At 43.7% G+C, this 16,766-nt stretch carries 18 protein-coding genes; 7 read left to right on the top strand and 11 right to left on the bottom strand.

Annotation, left to right across the window (positions count from 1 at the left end; genetic code table 11):
• Positions 1 to 24: 24 nt before the first annotated feature.
• The 4 genes from bchB to ICN35_RS05630 form a co-directional block, all read right to left on the bottom strand.
• Positions 25 to 1,590 (bottom strand): ferredoxin:protochlorophyllide reductase (ATP-dependent) subunit B, encoded by a 1,566-nt coding sequence (bchB, locus tag ICN35_RS05645; RefSeq protein ID WP_216125040.1) that lies wholly within the window; start codon positions 1,588 to 1,590, stop codon positions 25 to 27.
• Entirely contained in the window at positions 1,587 to 2,870 is a 1,284-nt protein-coding gene (locus ICN35_RS05640) for a ferredoxin:protochlorophyllide reductase (ATP-dependent) subunit N (RefSeq protein WP_255535726.1), read from the bottom strand. The genes bchB and ICN35_RS05640 overlap by 4 nt, the downstream gene beginning before the upstream one ends.
• A 260-nt stretch (positions 2,871 to 3,130) precedes the next feature.
• Positions 3,131 to 3,334: a hypothetical protein gene (locus tag ICN35_RS05635; protein ID WP_215295355.1), complete on the bottom strand. Its 204-nt coding sequence runs from the start codon at positions 3,332 to 3,334 to the stop codon at positions 3,131 to 3,133.
• Between the two features lie 121 nt (positions 3,335 to 3,455).
• Complete coding sequence (locus ICN35_RS05630) at positions 3,456 to 4,433, bottom strand: NAD(P)-dependent oxidoreductase (RefSeq protein ID WP_216125038.1); 978 nt, start codon at positions 4,431 to 4,433, stop codon at positions 3,456 to 3,458.
• Between the two features lie 339 nt (positions 4,434 to 4,772).
• On the opposite strand from ICN35_RS05630, the gene ICN35_RS05625 reads away from it, so the two are divergent.
• Positions 4,773 to 6,545 (top strand): ABC transporter transmembrane domain-containing protein, encoded by a 1,773-nt coding sequence (locus ICN35_RS05625; RefSeq protein ID WP_216125025.1) that lies wholly within the window; start codon positions 4,773 to 4,775, stop codon positions 6,543 to 6,545.
• Between the two features lie 35 nt (positions 6,546 to 6,580).
• On the opposite strand, the gene ICN35_RS05620 is transcribed toward ICN35_RS05625, so the two are convergent.
• Positions 6,581 to 7,114: an Rrf2 family transcriptional regulator gene (locus ICN35_RS05620; protein ID WP_215295361.1), complete on the bottom strand. Its 534-nt coding sequence runs from the start codon at positions 7,112 to 7,114 to the stop codon at positions 6,581 to 6,583.
• A 182-nt stretch (positions 7,115 to 7,296) separates the two neighbouring features.
• Between ICN35_RS05620 and ICN35_RS05615 the strand changes: the two genes are divergently transcribed.
• From ICN35_RS05615 to ICN35_RS05600, 4 genes are all read left to right on the top strand, one after another.
• Positions 7,297 to 7,905, top strand: a complete 609-nt coding sequence (locus ICN35_RS05615; RefSeq protein ID WP_216125023.1) for a hypothetical protein — start codon at positions 7,297 to 7,299, stop codon at positions 7,903 to 7,905.
• Between the two features lie 10 nt (positions 7,906 to 7,915).
• Positions 7,916 to 9,007, top strand: coding sequence for a two-component regulator propeller domain-containing protein (locus ICN35_RS05610; protein ID WP_216125021.1), 1,092 nt, complete (start codon positions 7,916 to 7,918; stop codon positions 9,005 to 9,007).
• Positions 9,008 to 9,084: 77 nt separating this feature from the next.
• The gene (locus ICN35_RS05605) at positions 9,085 to 9,786 is read left to right on the top strand and encodes a substrate-binding domain-containing protein (RefSeq protein ID WP_216125019.1); all 702 of its coding nucleotides are present in this window, start codon (positions 9,085 to 9,087) and stop codon (positions 9,784 to 9,786) included.
• Between the two features lie 23 nt (positions 9,787 to 9,809).
• Complete coding sequence (locus ICN35_RS05600) at positions 9,810 to 10,901, top strand: amidohydrolase family protein (RefSeq protein WP_216125017.1); 1,092 nt, start codon at positions 9,810 to 9,812, stop codon at positions 10,899 to 10,901.
• Here ICN35_RS05600 and ICN35_RS05595 read toward each other — a convergent pair.
• Complete coding sequence (locus ICN35_RS05595) at positions 10,898 to 11,587, bottom strand: nitroreductase (RefSeq protein WP_216125008.1); 690 nt, start codon at positions 11,585 to 11,587, stop codon at positions 10,898 to 10,900. The genes ICN35_RS05600 and ICN35_RS05595 overlap by 4 nt on opposite strands.
• A gap of 249 nt (positions 11,588 to 11,836) precedes the next feature.
• Here ICN35_RS05595 and ICN35_RS05590 point away from each other — a divergent pair, with 249 nt between their 5' ends.
• Complete coding sequence (locus ICN35_RS05590) at positions 11,837 to 12,055, top strand: hypothetical protein (protein WP_216125006.1); 219 nt, start codon at positions 11,837 to 11,839, stop codon at positions 12,053 to 12,055.
• A 5-nt stretch (positions 12,056 to 12,060) separates the two neighbouring features.
• On the opposite strand, the gene ICN35_RS05585 is transcribed toward ICN35_RS05590, so the two are convergent.
• Positions 12,061 to 12,438 (bottom strand): hypothetical protein, encoded by a 378-nt coding sequence (locus ICN35_RS05585; RefSeq protein ID WP_215295373.1) that lies wholly within the window; start codon positions 12,436 to 12,438, stop codon positions 12,061 to 12,063.
• Positions 12,439 to 12,666 (bottom strand): hypothetical protein, encoded by a 228-nt coding sequence (locus ICN35_RS05580; protein WP_216124999.1) that lies wholly within the window; start codon positions 12,664 to 12,666, stop codon positions 12,439 to 12,441. It lies immediately after the preceding gene.
• 140 nt (positions 12,667 to 12,806) lie between these two features.
• Here ICN35_RS05580 and ICN35_RS05575 point away from each other — a divergent pair, with 140 nt between their 5' ends.
• Positions 12,807 to 13,478: an alpha/beta hydrolase gene (locus ICN35_RS05575; protein ID WP_216124997.1), complete on the top strand. Its 672-nt coding sequence runs from the start codon at positions 12,807 to 12,809 to the stop codon at positions 13,476 to 13,478.
• Here ICN35_RS05575 and ICN35_RS05570 read toward each other — a convergent pair.
• From ICN35_RS05570 to ICN35_RS05560, 3 genes are all read right to left on the bottom strand, one after another.
• Positions 13,475 to 14,260 carry a sulfite exporter TauE/SafE family protein gene (locus ICN35_RS05570; protein WP_216124995.1) on the bottom strand — a complete coding sequence of 262 codons (786 nt, stop codon included), beginning with the start codon at positions 14,258 to 14,260 and terminating at the stop codon, positions 13,475 to 13,477. The genes ICN35_RS05575 and ICN35_RS05570 overlap by 4 nt on opposite strands.
• 28 nt (positions 14,261 to 14,288) lie before the next feature.
• On the bottom strand, positions 14,289 to 15,575 hold the full coding sequence (locus ICN35_RS05565) for an NRAMP family divalent metal transporter (protein ID WP_216124993.1): 1,287 nt from the start codon (positions 15,573 to 15,575) through the stop codon (positions 14,289 to 14,291).
• A gap of 102 nt (positions 15,576 to 15,677) precedes the next feature.
• Positions 15,678 to 16,760, bottom strand: coding sequence for a TRAP transporter substrate-binding protein (locus ICN35_RS05560; protein WP_216124991.1), 1,083 nt, complete (start codon positions 16,758 to 16,760; stop codon positions 15,678 to 15,680).
• Between the last annotated feature and the right edge of the window lie 6 nt (positions 16,761 to 16,766).

Genomic DNA, 16,766 nt, shown 5'->3' with positions numbered 1-16,766 from the left:
CTGTTTTTGACTAGATGTCACTATTTAACTTTTAAAGTGTGCCTTTGCATCATACAAAGTTTCTAAGGTAATACTCAAAAGTCCTTGCTCAACTGCATAACGCTCTGTATTTCTTCTGGCCTTGCCTCTCACAAAAAATGGGATTTTATTGAGTTCTTTTTCAGCATCATTTTCCCAGGAAGGCGCTCCATTCTTGACAGTAATCATCGAAGGGGCATGCTCTGAGGCCTCTTTTGCGGGAGTCGAATGTCCAAGATGGGATGGCATCGCGCCATCATGAAACTCAAAGTCTCCTTTGAACATGCCAATTAAATGTTCTTCGAGACCCATCATGAGAGGATGAACCCAAGAATCAAATAATACGCAGGCACCTTCAAAGCCCATTTGCGGAGAATAACGAGATGGAAAATCTTGGACATGCACTGGAGACGAAATGACTGCACAAGGTATTTTTAAGCGCTTGGCAATATGACGCTCCATCTGGGTTCCTAAGATCAACTCTGGCTGAAGTTCAGTAATCTTTTCTTCAACTTCTAAATAGTCGTCCGAAATGATTGCCTCAAGCCCGAATTCAGCAGCAGCCTCACGTACTTCACGAGCTAATTCACGGCTATAGGTGCCTAGTCCAACTACTTTGAAGCCCATTTCATGAGCAGCTACTTTTGCTGCAGCAATAGCATGCGTTGCATCACCAAAAATAAAGACTCTCTTGTTGGTGAGATAGGTTGAGTCTACCGATAACGCATACCAACGTGCTCTAGATGATTGACTTAATTTTTCAACATCACACTCAATACCTGCTAACTGGCAGACTTCAGTAATAAAAGCTTGAGTACCCTTAAATCCAATCGGAATCGTTTTAGTCGAAGGCTGACCAAAGCTTCTACTCATCCAAGTGACTGCAGTGTTTGCTGTCTCTGGGTATAAATTGACATTAAAGTCGGCTTCATGCAAACGCGCAATATCTGCAGGGTTAGCGCCTAAAGGTGCAACCACATTGACTTCAATTCCTAAATCACGCAATAAACGAGAAATTTCTTCGACATCATCGCGATGCCGGAAACCGAGAGCCGTAGGCCCTAAAATATTACAACTCGGCTTTGCATTGGCTGCACGGGCTGGACGTTGTTGGCCTGGAGGCAGAATAAATGACTGCCCTAATAGGCGAACCATCTGATAAAAGGTTTCTGCTGCGCCCCAATTTTCTTTCTTTTGATATGCCGGCAATTCCAGTGGCAAGATCGGTACAGGCAAATCAAGCGCGGCGGCTAAGCCACCAGGGTCATCTTGAATCAACTCTGCTGTACAGGAAGCGCCCACCATCAATAAATCAGGCGTAAAACGGGCATAAGCTGATCTAGCAGCATCTTTGAATAACTCTGCAGTATCGCTACCTAAATCACGCGCCTGGAAAGTGGTGTAAGTGACCGGCGGTCTCTTTTTCATCCGCTCAATCATGGTGAAAAGGAGATCGGCATAAGTATCGCCTTGCGGAGCGTGCAGAACATAATGCACCTTCTCCATTGCGGTAGCAATGCGCATCGCTCCGACATGGGGTGGTCCTTCATAAGTCCAAAGCGTTAATTTCATACGGTCTCCGCCATCATGAGCTTATGTTTTCTCGTTAAAGGGCGAGCAAATAATTCCGCAAGATCAGCTGCTTGGTTAAATCCTTGAATAGGTGTGAAGACAAGCTCAATCGACCACTTTGTAGTAAAGCCCTCGGCTTCCAAGGGATTCGCTAATCCCAAGCCACAGACAACCATATCTGGCTGTTGCGCGCGACAACGGTCTAATTGATTTTCTACATTTTGACCTTCAGATAATTGCGTCTGAGAATCCAACATAGTTAATTCTTCCGCCATATGCTGACGATGCAAATAGGGAACGCCGACTTCCATCAATTTCATACCAAGCTCTCTATTTAAATAACGAGCCAAGGGTATCTCTAACTGTGAGTCAGGAAAGAAGAAAATGGATTTTCCTTGCAGGATCTCACGATGCGGCGCAAGTGACTTATTGGCACGATCACGTTGGGGTGCAATGACCTTCTCAAATATATCTGGAGGCACACCTAATTCCTGGGCGGCGGCTGCAAACCATTTTTCCGTTCCCTCTACACCCAATGGGAAAGGTGCAGCAATTCTCTGAGCCCCTAAATTTTCCAAGAATCTAGCGGTATCGGTCAAAAATGGCTGAGCCAATAAATACTTTGTCTTTGGACCAACAACGATTTTTTGCGTCGACTCCCTAGGCGGGAAAAAAGCAAAAGACTTGAGACCCAGGTCTTTAAAGATGCGACTAAATTGATCTTCAACCACATCAGCCAAACAGCCGACCACCAATAAATCAACTTCATCAGATTGATTAGACTTGGGTAGATCTTGCACTAACGCAGCTAAACAAGCGTCTTCCCCTTGGGTAAAAGTTGTCTCAATACCGCTGCCAGAATAATTCAGAATGCGTACATTTGGCGCAAATGTTTTACCAAGGCGTTGTGCTGCCCGCGACAAATCTAACTTTATGACTTCTGACGGGCAAGAACCCACTAGAAATAATAGTTTGATATCAGGACGACGCTCTAGCAATTGCTTTACAACCTTGTCTAACTCATCATTAGCATCTGCAAGACCAGCTAAATCACGATCATCAATGATTGCTGTTGCAAAACGTGGTTCGGCGAAAATCATCACCCCAGCGGCAGACTGAATTAAGTGTGCGCAGGTTCGAGAACCAACCACCAGAAAAAATGCATCTTGAATTTTTCGATGCAACCAGATAATCCCAGTCAGGCCACAGAAAACTTCTCTTTGGCCACGCTCTTTTAAGGGCTGGAAATCCATCTTCACTTCATTGGCTACAGAATTCAATTCTTACCTCAGACTTTGATGAACGAATTGAATTGGGAATGGAGGACCATCGAACCAATTTCAGACGGGGCACAGAAAAAAGTAGTCATACAGTCATACGCAAATCAATAGATGCCTTAGTAAAAGGCTCTTGAGGGCTTTTAGATATAAGTGTTTATACCCATAAAAAGCCTATCCCTAAAAGGGGAATATTGCCAAGCCAAAGAAAAAGCCCCAAATATTAAGCAACTTGGGGCTTTTAATTGAGTGAAGTTTGAACCTTATCGTTGCGACTTTAGCAATGCTTTAAAGGTAAGCACGCTGAGAGATACCGCAATTCCTAGCGAAACTAAAAACATGGCAAATTTAGACTGGGTCTGGCCCGCAGGAAAGATCAAGTAGAAAGCAACGGTAATGCTGACGACCATTCCAAAAAATCCTGCAATTTTAGAAATCCGGTCTTTCATATCATGGAATTTAAACATGCTCTGTATCCTTTCAGGTTTTATATCTTGTGCGCATAAGAACATCAATGGATGATTGCTAATTGATGTCGAAAACTTTAAACCTCGTTTTTGGTAGAGTCAAGACACTAGGGTAAACCCTCTAAAAATTAACAGCTTTCTCCATCTCCAGCATGCCATCTTCGATGGAATAGATTGGTTCATAAGCTAACTGATCTTTGGCTTTCTGAATCGAGACAGAAAAAGGGTACGCCATTAAATGGACCATCTCCCTAATTAACGGGGGTTCGCCACGAAGCGGTAAGTATTTCCAACCATTTTCTGTAAACCGAGCCAACGGCCTAGCCAAGGAGCGAGGTATCGATAAAGATGGCACCTTGTAATGACCGGCTTTGAGTCTCTTGGTCATCCATTGCCTAAATGGAACTGCTTGCCCATCGCTGATAAAAAAACTCTCTTGGGTTGACTCTGATAAAAGCGCTTTATTTACCGCTTCGCAAAGATTTTGAATGTAGCATGTTGAGAAGGGGTAGCCACCCTGATCAAACCAGCCAAACTGATTCAGATCAGCAGCCTTGCCCAAGCTCTGGTCGACCAAATCACCTTTACCCCAAATGGATGCAGGTCGAAGGCTTATCGTTCGGAACTCTTCATTTCCAGCATCAAGCACCAACTGTTCTGCTTGGGACTTGCTATGACTATAGGGAAAGTCATGCAGCGCTGGTAAAGATTGAGATTCTAAAAGATTCAGATTTTGCCTCAAGGGATCTTTAGCGATCGATGCATCACTCATGTAAATAAACTGCTTTACACCGGCCAGCTTAGCTGACTCTAAAACATTTTTTGTCATCAGCACGTTAGTCTCAAGCAAAGCTTGCTCTGAATTCCAAAGCCTCATCTCTGCGGCACAATGAATCAGGACGTCAAAATCCTGAAGTCTCTTCGTTAAGCTTTGGATATCGTTTAAGTCTCCCGACCAAATCTCAAGATTATGCGAAGGTTTGCTATGAATAACATGCGGCGTACGAAAGTGGCAGATGATTTCGTGCCTGGCAGCATTTAAGGACTCAAGCAAATGACTTCCAACAAAACCACTAGCTCCAGTTAAAAAGATCTTCATAGAACGAAAGAGTTAGTCACTTACTAAACCTTTGCCCAAGAAATAGAGCTGATTTTCCATAGTAATAGGCGGTGGCCAACAATATCTTTGGTGAGAATGCGATGATGGAAATCAGAAGCAAGGGAATGAAAGACCAATGTTGAGTTGATCCATAAGCACCCAATATGATGAGTGCTAAAAATATAATCTTACGCACTCCACCACGAGGTAGCCAGGGACTTCTTTTATATATGGGTTCTTTATGAGTCGCGGGGCTGTCGTCTGCCATCTTCCTAGTATCACTAAAAATACACATCCAATCTAAGTGAACTATCATAGATAATTATTAGGGATTCTTCAATGACCAAGCTAAGTAACAAGACAAATCCCCGTGGGTTGCGTACCTTAGCAGCACTTCTTCCCTTTTTGAAGCCATATAAAAAACAATTTATATTGGCAATCTTTAGCCTAGTACTTGCCGCTAGCGCAACCTTAGCCGTTCCCTTCTCTTTTAGGCAAATCATTGATTTAGGTTTTAACACGGATAGTGGCAACCAAATCAATATCACTTTTTTAACCCTATTTATTGTTGCTGCCTTAGTAGCACTGGGAACCTCTCTCCGTTTTTACATGGTGTCCTGGTTGGGAGAAAAAATTACGACTGATATACGCTCAGCTGTCTACAGTCATGTCATCAAACAAAGCCCCGAGTTCTTTGAATCTACACATAGCGGCGAAATACTCTCGCGCCTCAATACAGATACCGTTCTGATTCAGACATTAATTGGTACTAGTGTCTCTATGGCGATCAGAAACATTCTTTTACTAGCAGGCGGTCTGGTGATGATGTTTATCACTAGTCCAAAATTATCTGTACTAATTTTTGCAACCCTACTGCTCACAATTATTCCAACGATGATCATGGGCAGGCGAGTCAGAAAGCTCTCCCGAAATTCGCAAGATAAGATTGCTGATGCCTCAGCTTTAGCAGGGGAGAAATTAAATGCCATCCCCACTATTCAGTCATTTACCAATGAAACAATAGAAATTCAACGATTTGATCAATCCATTCATACCGCTCTTGATGCGGCTATCCATCGATCACAAGCTAGGGCCTTACTGACATTTGTTGCTATTTTGTTTGGCTTCACCAGTATTATTTTGGTTCTTTGGCTTGGTGCCTATGCAGTGATGGATAAGCAAATTACTGCCGGAGAATTATCTCAATTCATTTTGTATGCTGTGATTGTTGCGGGAGCAATCGCTGGCATCTCAGAAGTAATCGGTGACACCCAAAGAGCGATTGGTGCAAGTGATCGCTTGCTGGAACTCTTAAACGTTCAATCTTCTATCCAAGCCTCAGTAATTGTGGAATCAATACCTCAGGTCAATGCCGCAGGTATTGGCGTAGAAATACAAAATCTCTGCTTTCAGTATCCATCCAATCAAAATCAGGTTTTATCAGACGTCTCTCTAGAAATTAAACCTGGGGAAAGAATTGCCATTGTTGGCCCATCAGGCGCCGGCAAGACGACGCTCTTTCAACTCCTGCAACGCTTCTATGATCCCACTAGCGGAGAAATTCTTTTTAATAACATCAACATTCGCAATCTGCGACTTGAAGCACTTAGAAAAATGATCGGTGTTGTTCCGCAGGATATTGTGATTTTTTCAGACAACGCCATGGAAAATATTCGTTTTGGCAGAATGGATGCGACTGATGAGGAGGTGATATTAGCAGCGCGTCTTGCCATCGCTGATGAATTCATTTCTAAATTACCAGAAGGTTATCAAAGCTTCTTGGGAGATCGAGGTATCCGCTTATCTGGTGGGCAAAAACAGCGGATTGCGATTGCTAGAGTATTGTTAAAGAATCCAGCCTTATTACTCTTAGATGAAGCTACTAGCGCCTTAGATGCTGAGTCTGAATTACTTGTTCAGCGCGCGCTTGAAGCTGCGATGGACCACCGGACAACGATTGTGATTGCTCATCGACTGTCTACCGTAAAGCAGGCAGATAAAATTCTTGTGTTGGAAAATGGACGGATCATAGAAACTGGAACCCATGCCGATTTGATTCTACGAAGTGGTCTTTATGCCCGCTTAGCGAAACTACAATTTACTGACCAATAATTGAGAATCCCTCAGACTCAATAAATCAGCATCAGTCATGCTTTAGATTTTAAATACTCACCAAATGAAAATACTGAGTTAGGGCCTAAGCGAGGCTTCAGCTTCTGAGGTTCTTTCTTGGATTTTGCTGCCACAGGAATTTTAGGGACTGCATTAAGTCTTACTTGACCAAGACCTTGTGTAGATTGCTCAAGGACAATAGATGATCTTTGAAGAGCGTCAGATAATGTAATTTGCTTCATCTGCAGATCCATATAGGCATCTAGGTTGGCCCAAAGAGATACACCTAAATCCTCATAAAGTGGCTCTTGTCCGTTCATCAGACTAAGCACATCATATAAAGAAATATCTTCAGGCTTTTTGGCTAAAGAATAGCCTCCTCCAGGACCGCGATGACTACGAATGAAACCCGCATCTCTCAGCTGACCAAAGATGACTTCTAGATAGGAGTGAGAAAGCTGATGCCTGCGACAAACTAAAGGCACAGAAATGGCACGACCTTGGGCTGTGTGAGCCGCAATGTCTAATAAGATATTAAATGCGATTTTGCTCTTGCTGAAAATTCTCATAGCTTTAATGTACAGCCAAAGATTCCGAAATGAAAGTACCCGCCCCTTTTTACATTAAAAAGGCGTTTTTTGAGCGGAATTATTGGCTTTGGGTCTAGGGAATAACCCATAGAATAGGCTTTATCTCAAGCGATCAAGAGTAAGCTCTCCATGGCAATAAAAGCTAAAAATATGGAGACAAAATGAAATTCCTATACGTTGCTACCGCATTTTTTATTTGCACCTCACTGGCAGCGCAGCCAAAAGTGAACCCTACAGATCCTCAGCCAACTTGCTACATGTGTCCGGGCACCTTTATTCCCGTGGATGAGCTGAATGCCTATACCAAAAAAGCCATTCAAGAACGTCACATTGATCAACAGGTGCGTGATATTGATATTGGTAAAGCAAGGGTGGGAATTGGCATGGTTTATCGCGGCAAGCTTGATGCCCCAAATCCAGACTCAGTAGCAGAGCATGATCAGATTAGCGAGGTCTATCACATCATCTCCGGCTCCGGAACATTAGTTCTTGGACCAGACATCACCAATCGTCAACGTAGACCAGCCACCCAAAAAACGGTGGTTGAATTCAACGGCCCAGGAAATAATGGCAGCGAAATTCTGAATGGCATCTCACGCAACCTCCAGCCGGGAGATGTGGTGGTGATACCCGCAGGAACAGGGCATTGGTTTACAGAAATTCCAGACCATATCAATTACCTGATGATCCGATTCGATCCAGATAAGGTAACACCGCTAAAAAGCGAAGCTCAGTCACTCAATTACCTCTCAAAACCAGCAAGCCGTTAAGGAGATTACTATGAAAAAAATGATTCGTTGCGGACTTGTCATCGCGTTAGTAGCTGTAAGTTACAGCACATTCTCACAAGGCCAATCATCTGCGAAGGCCCCAGAATATAAGGTAGATGCATCCTGGCCAAAAGCATTACCCAATAATTGGATATTGGGTCAAGTAGCTGGCGTAGCTACCGATAAAAATGATCATGTATGGATTATTCATCGCCCATTAACCATTACGGATGATGAAAAAGGTGCAACGCTCACTCCTAAAAGATCAAAATGTTGCATCCCAGCCCCACCCGTTCTTGAGTTTGATAAAAAAGGTAATTTATTGCAAGCTTGGGGTGGTCCTGGCAATGGCTACAACTGGCCAAAAAATGAACATGGAATTTATATCGACCCAAATGGAAATGTTTGGGTTGGTGGCAATGATCAAGCTGACCATATGATTTTAAAATTCACCCAACAAGGGAAATTTCTTCTGCAGATTGGGTCGCCTAGTGCAAGTCTTGGTAGTAACGACACAACTCAGCTTGGTCGTCCTGCACACATGAATGTAGATCCGATTGCAAATGAAGTCTATATTGCTGATGGCTACTTAAACAAACGAGTGATTGTGTTTGATTCTAATACTGGCAACTATAAGCGTCACTGGGGTGCTTATGGCAACATGCCCAGTGATGAAAAGATCCCAAACTTTAATCCGACATCAACGCAATTTGCTAATCCAGTTCATTGCGTTCGCCTCATGAAGGACAACACCCTATTTGTTTGCGATAGAGCAAACAATCGCATTCAAGTCTTTGAGAAAAGCGGAAAATTCATTCGAGAAATGGCGTTTGAGACTGACACTAAAGGATCTGGCTCTGTATGGGACCTCATCCCTGCAGATAGCAATCAAAAGTACATCTTAATTGCTGATGGCACCAACAATGAAATCACAGTGATTGAGCGCGAGACTGGCCGCAAGCTCAGTTCATTTGGAAGAAGCGGTAGAAATGCCGGTGAATTTCATTGGGTGCATAACATTGCCGTTGACTCCGAGGGTAGCGTCTATACCACTGAGGTAGATACTGGAAAACGTGCCCAAAAATTTATGAGAACTAAATAAATTTGAGACCTCGCTTGAGACCTTACTTAAAACTTCTCTTGGTATGCGCACTTTCTTTCCTACTGAGCACTCCCGCAATGGCCCAGCTTGAGGTTTTAATTTCGGGAGGCTTTCAAGGTCCTTACAGCCAAATGCTGCCCTCTTTTGAAAAGATGACTGGCATTACAGTCATCACTAAATCAGGCGCCTCACAAGGCTCCGGCCCAAAGACGATCAAAGCACAACTAGCCACTGGTGTTACTGCTGATGTGGTCATATTGTCACGCGAGGGTTTAGCCGAACTCATTGCAGAAAATAAAATCGTGCCAAATTCAGATGTTGATTTAGCACAAGCCCCACTTGGCTTGGCTGTACCTACAGGCAATGCTAAGCCTGACATCTCCAGCGCCAAAGCGTTTGCAGATGCTTTAGTCAAGGCTAAAAAAATTGTTGTTCCCGGAAGTACCAGTGGCATTTACTTAAATAAGGAACTCTTTCCTAAGCTTGGCATTAGCGAGCAAATCTCAGTAAAGATCACCGAGCGAGGCTCTCAGGCCACCGCCGCCTTAGCTGCGCGCGAAGCCAATATTGCAGTCCAGCCCAGCAGCGAACTCGTGAATATTTCGGGCATTGATTATGTTGGCCCCCTACCCAATAGCATTCAACTCATTCAAACCTTTGCTGCAGCAAGAGTGATGAACTCACCCAATTCTGAGGCTGCAAAAAAATTGATTGAATATCTAAGCTCACCAAACGCAGCCGAATCCATTAAAAATGGCGGAATGAATCTAGTTCGCTAGCAATACTTATTGGAATATTACCTATGAATAATCGTAGATCATTTTTAAAAACCTCCGGTAAAGCACTGGGTGGATTATTTTTTTGCGGCTGCGGTCTCGCACATGCTGCAGAGAATCAAACAAAACGGGTAACCCCTGTTTTGATTAACGGTAAACGTATCAAAACAATTGATGTGCATGCCCATTGCATGTTTCAAGATGCAATTGACTTAATGGGAGATGAAGCTAAGTCAGTTCCACCTCCAACTAAAGGAGTGCCAGAACATTTCATCAAAATTAATGAGCGCATTAAGGCAATGGAAGCTCAGGGCATTGACATGCAAGTTCTCAGCATCAACCCCTATTGGTATCGTAAAGATAAGGAAACCGCTGCAGAAATCTGCCGCCTGAATAACCTGCATTTAGCCGAACTATGTGCGCTAAGACCAGATAAGTTTGCAGCCTTTGCTTCACTCAGTATGCAATTTCCAGAACTTGCTGTGGAGCAACTAGAATACGCTGTAAAGCATCAAGGTCTACGCGGTGCCGCCATTGGTGGGAGTGTTGTAGGACAAGATTTTTCAGATCCTAAATTTCACCCAGTATTAGCAAAGGCTCAGGAACTCAATGTCACACTCTTCATTCATCCTCAGAGCACCCCTCAACTCGCGCAACGCTTCAAGGGAAATGGCTGGATGTCCAATGTCATTGGCAATCCACTCGATACAACCATTGCACTGCAGCATCTCATCTATGAAGGGGTGTTAGATAAATACCCACAACTCAAGGTACTAGCAGCTCATGGTGGGGGCTTCTTGGGATCCTACGCACCCCGCATGGATCACAGTTGCTTTGTCTCTCCACAAAATTGTGATCCCAACATTGTGCTCAAGAAAAAACCTTCTGAATACTTAAAGCAGCTTTATTTTGATTCTCTTGTTTTCACGCCGGAAGCCCTAGGATATTTAGTCTCGCAGGTAGGCGCCAGTCAAGTGGTCATTGGAACCGATCATCCTATCCCGTGGGAAGAATTTCCGGTAGAACGAGTCATGCAGACTAAAGGATTAAGTAACGCTGATCGTGTTGGAATTTTGGGTGGAAATGCAGCGCGCCTACTCAATCTAAAACTGGGTTAAGCAAGCCAAGTTGTAAATTCTTCTGCAGTAACACGGGGTGTTCGGAAGGTGTTAACAATCTCTTGTTTATCCGCATAGCCGAGCGCCATGCCACATACCAACATCTCATGATCTTGAGCCCCGATGAAGGGCAAGATGATTTTGGTATAAGCATTCCAGGCAGCCTGTGGGCAGGTATCTAAACCCTCCCCCTTTGCTGCAACCATGAAATTCTGGAGGAACATCCCATAGTCCAGCATGGAGCCCCTACCCAATTCTTTGTCGATGGTAAAAAAGATTCCCACAGGTGCACCAAAAAATTGAAAGTTTTTGCGATGCTGTGCATGCATCTTATCTTTATCGCCTTTAGTGATACCAAGCAATCCATATAAGCTCCAGCCGTTCTCACGACGTCGATCAATGTAAGGGCTAAACCATTTGCTGGGGTAATAGTCATAACCTGGTTGGTATTCTTTTTCTAATTCGGGATTAGCTGCAATGCTGTCATAAGCATCACATACTTGTTTGCAGAGGCCTTCGAGTTTTGCACCCTCGAGTACGTAAGCTTTCCAAGGCTGAGTATTGGTTCCTGAGGGGGCTCTAGCTGAGAGATTTAGAATCTTCAAAATCTGCTCTTTTGAAACCGGTTCTTTTGTAAATGCGCGCACTGACATTCTTGACTGAATAGCGTCTGCTACAGAATTCATATTTCCTCTCTTTTATCTTTCAATACTATTGAGCCATGCTATTTTGATGCAATAAGAAATTGTCTTTCCCATCCAACAATAATGCACTATCAAGGTGCGTGAAATACCCAATACCTATATAGGATTCCCCTAAAAATCAGCTTTCGAGGCACTCTGAGCGCTATTCCCAAAACACCCAAATGGTGCATCTGATTTTCTAAATTGTGCAGGGCGGTAATTACTACTAAATTTTGGAACCTATGATGAGGCATGCGTATCAAAATTACAAAAAGCTTGGTGCTCAATGCCCAAATTCATAATACGGAGACCGTTCCGCAAGCCTTATTTCCGGAGGGGGAGTATCTCGCCAACCTGACTCCAGATGGCAAGATTGAGGTCGTCAACACCAAATCTATTAAGGCGCTATTTTCCTTTTCTCAGTTCAGAGAAAAAGTATCACAGGGCGACTTTGTGGTCATGGAAGCTTAAGGCGTTTAGTGATCGAGATCTAAGCTCTGCACTAGACTCGCCAACTTCACAACCGATTCAAATGCATTAGAGTCACTAGCCTCTACATCTACATTCTCCCAATTAAATTCCAAGGAGAAATGTGCAGACTCAACAATCAACTCATAACTGGAAGAGGCCTTATTACTTGGATTGGCTTCCATCTCCTCAGTCACTGGAACCTTCAATATCTCAATGGCCTTTAGGAGCAGTTGTGTCTCTGCTGCCGAGAGCTCTCTAGTGTGCAGCACATCATCTGTCCTCTTCACCGAAATCTTAGAGACGCCATCAATAGTGACCTCATATTGATTGAGTCCCAAATCAAACCAGACGGTTAATTCAATTGCGATAGGATATGTTTTCATTTAATCGACCTCGTCAGCGTGGGGCTCATCAAAATGTTCGGTATGGGGCTTGAGCTTAGCTTCCAATTGAACCCATTTACTCTGCTGTGTACGGTATGTGCAATCCTCGGCATGATTTTCTAATAAACCAAAAATGACCGTGGTTGGAATTTTGCAATATGCACATCGATAGGTATGTTGGTGCTCTTCTATTTTTTCCTGTGGATAATCAATATAGAACGGCTTCACCATCAACTCCTTTGACTTTTAGGTCTTACTACTTCAATAAATATCTTACACCCCATCTATTTCAACTGAGGGTCAAATATCGCCAAAAAGGGCAGATGAGTTGATAATGGGATATTCCATTTAATAAAGTCTTGAATCTGATGTTGCCCTGCGTCGAACTCGAAACCTCCCCCAATCCAAGCGCTGCTGTTATTTGGCTCCATGGCCTAGGCGCTGATGGCAATGATTTTGTACCCATCATTCCAGAGTTACGCCTCGAGGGATGCCCTGGAATTCGGTTTATTTTTCCAAGTGCGCCCAGCATGCCGGTCACCGTTAACGGTGGCTATGTCATGCCAGCCTGGTACGACATCATTGGCAGAGACCTCATGGATCAAGAAGATGCCGCAGGCATCCATCGCTCAGCTGCAGCAATTAGTGAGCTGATTGAGCGTGAGGCGAGTCGCGGCATTGCTTACGAGAATATTGTTCTAGCGGGTTTCTCGCAAGGCTGCGCAATGGCTCTGCATATTGGTCTGCGCTTTCCGCATCGTTTAGCAGGCATCATCGCTCTTTCTGGGTATTTGCCTTTAGCGATATCGCTCCATACTGAAAAACAAGCAGCTAACCAAAAGACACCCATTTTTATGGCGCATGGTTTATATGACGTAGTAGTGATTCCTGAAAGAGCCGAAGCATCCTATGCCATGTTAGAAAAAATGGGCCATCAAGTCAGCTGGCATGAATATCCAATGGAGCACTCAGTCAATCACGAAGAACTCATGGATATTTCGCGATTCTTACAAAGCATCTTAATTAAAACTGAGAGCTAGATGAGCCCATCAATCAATAATTTAACTCCAGCCACTAGCAAGAAAAATCGTACGATACGGTAGTACCACCGAACAGGAATATGTTTTGCCAGGTAAAAGCCAAAATACACACCAACAGGTACGCAGGGAAAAATTAAAACCGAAGTAGTCAAATAATCTAATTTGATTAAATCCAAATAGGCATATGGGCCTAACTTCGCAAAATTCATGCAAGCGAAAAAAATTCCCAAAGTAGATGTATAGACTATTGGCGACAGTTTTTCTCTCAACATATAAGCGGTAATAGGAGGTCCTCCGTTATGGGCAACAAAGGAAGTCACCCCTGAAAGTAAGCCCATCACCATCCCGACCCAAGGCGATAACTTCGCTTCTTTTGCATCTAAATAACTCATGACTAAATCTTGAAGCAAATAAAGCAAAATAAAAATACCAATACACAGTGTTAACACTTTAGGTTCAATCACTGTGAAAAAGACCATGCCAACCAGAATCCCACAGATAGCAGGTGGCAATACGAGGGTCAAAATTTTCCAATTGGCATTACGCAGAAAACGTCTTAACCCGACCAAATCAATTGCAATCAGCAGAGGCAACAAAATAGCTAATGCTTCTGCAACACTCACCTGACTCGCCAACAAGGGTAACGAGAGGGTTCCTAAGCCAGCACCAAAACCGCTCTTAGAGATGCCCACCAGCAATACACTAATAGTGGCGACAATAAAAAACGTCAATGTATGCGCATGAAAAGCTTGGGTTAATGGGGCTAATAATGAATCAGACATCTATCCATCTTACCAAGATGACATTACCTTAAGCTACAAACATATAGACCGCGGCTATTGCCATAAACAGTGTTGCAAGCCAACCCAGTATTTTCAGAGGCAATGAAGCTACATGCGAGCCCATCACAGATGACCTACTTGAGAGAATCATGATCGCCACCATTAAGGGAACTGCAACTACACCATTGAGCACCGCACTCCAGAACAGCGCTTTCATTGGGCTAATGGGAGAATACTGAATTGCTAAGGCGCCAAGGACACTGAAAGTGATAATTAAATAAAACTTGCCAGCCTGCCGTGCACTATCTTCAAGACTAGAGCGCCAACCAAAGACTTCGGATAAGGCATATGCTGCCGAACCTGCTAAGACTGGAACGCCCATTAAGCCTACACCCAGAATACCTAAGGCGAACAAGAGAAAAGCAAATTCTCCTGCTAGCGGTCTTAAGGCAGATGCAGCCTCTGCAGCAGTATTGATATCGCGAATTCCAGAAGCATGCAAAGTTACTGCGGTAGCCAAAATAATGCAATAGGCCGCTATATTGGAATACAACATACCACTCCAGGTATCCCAAGAAATTCTGCGTAACTCAGAGTGAATTTCCCGCTCTCCCGCTTCGCCAACATCTTTCAGCAAACTGAACTCATGACGCAAATTCATATCTTCCACTTCTTGAGAAGCTTGCCAGAAAAATAAATAAGGGCTGATCGTTGTACCAAAGACACCCACTACTACTGCTGCTGAATCTGCATTCAAAGTGACCTGGGGAAAGAAAGTACTCCAAACGACCTCTGTCCAAGGAACATGAACGGTGAATAAAACAGCGCCATAGGCCAGCAATGAGAGTGACAACCACTTTAAAAAAAATACGTAATGCCGATAAGGAATCAATATTTGCAATGCCAGGGTAAGCAGAACAAAAAAGCCCGTCATGATATGCCAATTAATTCCTGTAACCAGTTGCGCAACCTCGCCCATTGCTGCAATATCAGCGGCAATATTGAGAATGTTCGCAATCAATAAAATGCTGACTAATAGGATCAACACCAGCGGAGGAAAAGCTAACTTCATATTGGCAGAGAGACCTCTGCCTGTTACCCTACCAATACGCGCGCACAATACCTGAATGGTAGACATCAATGGATAAGCAAAAGGCATTGTCCACAACATATTGAAACCAAATTGCGCACCGGCCTGAGAGTAGGTCACGATTCCACTTGGATCATCATCTGCGACACCTGTAACTAAGCCAGGCCCCACTCTAGATAATGGATGCTGTTTAATACGCACCCAAATGGCAGAGAGACTGATCATATTTGCAAATAGCTCTTAATCATCACCTTAGTGTAGTGCGTATAGAGATGTAAAAAGAAAAAGGGCTCTGCTGAGCCCTTGATCGGAGAGCGCGGTGAATACTTACAGCTTTTTATTGAAGCTATATTGAGCAAAAGCCTGCTCTGCAACCCCAAACCACTGGGCTTCCATGTTTCTAAAAACGCGATAGTCATCAAAGATCTTTTTAAACTGAGGATTCTTAGTAGACTCTTCTGCATAAGTTTCCTGACTGGCTTTAAAGCAAGCATCCATGATGGAAGTGTTGAACTTGCGTAAAACAGCGCCATTTTGAATGAGACGCTGCAAAGCAGGTGGATTGAGTGCATCGTATTTTGCGCACATGTCAGCATGAGCTTCATAACAAGCCGCTTCCCATGCGGCTTGATAAGAAGGTGGCAGTGCATCCCATTGTTTCTTATTGACTAAGAAGGAGAGTCCAGCAGCGCCCTCCCAAAATGCAGGGTAATAGTAGTTTTTGGCAACTTTTGCTAAGCCCAACTTTTCATCATCGTAGGGACCAACAAACTCAGCCGCATCAATCGTACCTTTTTCTAATGCAGAGTAAATTTCACCAGCAGGCAATTGTTGTGGCACTACGCCTAATTTGGCAAGTACTTGGCCAGCAAAGCCAGCAATACGGAATTTCAAACCCTTTAAATCTTCTGGTGATTTAATTTCTTTGCGGAACCAGCCGCCCATTTGCGTGCCAGTTTGACCGCCAAGAAAGTTGACGATGTTGTAACTTGCATAAAGCTCACGCATTAACTTCATACCATTACCATGAAGCATCCATGCAGATTGCTGACGCGCAGTCATACCAAATGGCGCTGCAGTATCAAAAATGAAAGCGCTATTTTTTCCTAAGTAGTAATAGCTAGCGGTATGTCCACACTCAACCGTACCATTTTGAACAGCATCCAATACCTGCAATGCCGGAACCACTTCACCCGCAGCAAATACTTTGACGTTGAACTTACCATCAGTGGCTTTACGCAATGAATTTGCAAAAACTTCAGGGGTGCCAAAAAGCGTATCTAAAGATTTAGGAAAGCTAGAAACCAAGCGCCAGTTGAGCGTAGGTAAGTTTTGCGCAAGCGCTGGTGCACTCAGGGCAGCTACTCCAGCACCGACAGTTGCCTTCTTCAGAAATGAACGTCTTTGCATCACCAT

The organism is Polynucleobacter sp. es-GGE-1 (assembly GCF_018882005.1).
Lineage (GTDB): Bacteria > Pseudomonadota > Gammaproteobacteria > Burkholderiales > Burkholderiaceae > Polynucleobacter.
The sequence above is the reverse complement of the archived record's forward strand: the minus strand, read 5'-3'. Positions and strand labels throughout refer to the sequence as shown.

Coding starts and splice junctions, on each gene's coding strand:
- ICN35_RS05635 (WP_215295355.1), bottom strand. CDS start 3,334: ATGTTTAAATTCCATGATATGAAAGACCGGATTTCTAAAATTGCAGGA.
- ICN35_RS05625 (WP_216125025.1), top strand. CDS start 4,773: ATGACCAAGCTAAGTAACAAGACAAATCCCCGTGGGTTGCGTACCTTA.
- ICN35_RS05575 (WP_216124997.1), top strand. CDS start 12,807: ATGTTGCCCTGCGTCGAACTCGAAACCTCCCCCAATCCAAGCGCTGCT.
- ICN35_RS05615 (WP_216125023.1), top strand. CDS start 7,297: ATGAAATTCCTATACGTTGCTACCGCATTTTTTATTTGCACCTCACTG.
- ICN35_RS05585 (WP_215295373.1), bottom strand. CDS start 12,438: ATGAAAACATATCCTATCGCAATTGAATTAACCGTCTGGTTTGATTTG.
- ICN35_RS05600 (WP_216125017.1), top strand. CDS start 9,810: ATGAATAATCGTAGATCATTTTTAAAAACCTCCGGTAAAGCACTGGGT.
- ICN35_RS05605 (WP_216125019.1), top strand. CDS start 9,085: ATGGCCCAGCTTGAGGTTTTAATTTCGGGAGGCTTTCAAGGTCCTTAC.
- ICN35_RS05590 (WP_216125006.1), top strand. CDS start 11,837: ATGCGTATCAAAATTACAAAAAGCTTGGTGCTCAATGCCCAAATTCAT.
- ICN35_RS05630 (WP_216125038.1), bottom strand. CDS start 4,433: ATGAAGATCTTTTTAACTGGAGCTAGTGGTTTTGTTGGAAGTCATTTG.
- ICN35_RS05610 (WP_216125021.1), top strand. CDS start 7,916: ATGAAAAAAATGATTCGTTGCGGACTTGTCATCGCGTTAGTAGCTGTA.
- bchB (WP_216125040.1), bottom strand. CDS start 1,590: ATGAAATTAACGCTTTGGACTTATGAAGGACCACCCCATGTCGGAGCG.
- ICN35_RS05565 (WP_216124993.1), bottom strand. CDS start 15,575: ATGATCAGTCTCTCTGCCATTTGGGTGCGTATTAAACAGCATCCATTA.
- ICN35_RS05570 (WP_216124995.1), bottom strand. CDS start 14,260: ATGTCTGATTCATTATTAGCCCCATTAACCCAAGCTTTTCATGCGCAT.
- ICN35_RS05595 (WP_216125008.1), bottom strand. CDS start 11,587: ATGAATTCTGTAGCAGACGCTATTCAGTCAAGAATGTCAGTGCGCGCA.
- ICN35_RS05620 (WP_215295361.1), bottom strand. CDS start 7,114: ATGAGAATTTTCAGCAAGAGCAAAATCGCATTTAATATCTTATTAGAC.
- ICN35_RS05560 (WP_216124991.1), bottom strand. CDS start 16,760: ATGCAAAGACGTTCATTTCTGAAGAAGGCAACTGTCGGTGCTGGAGTA.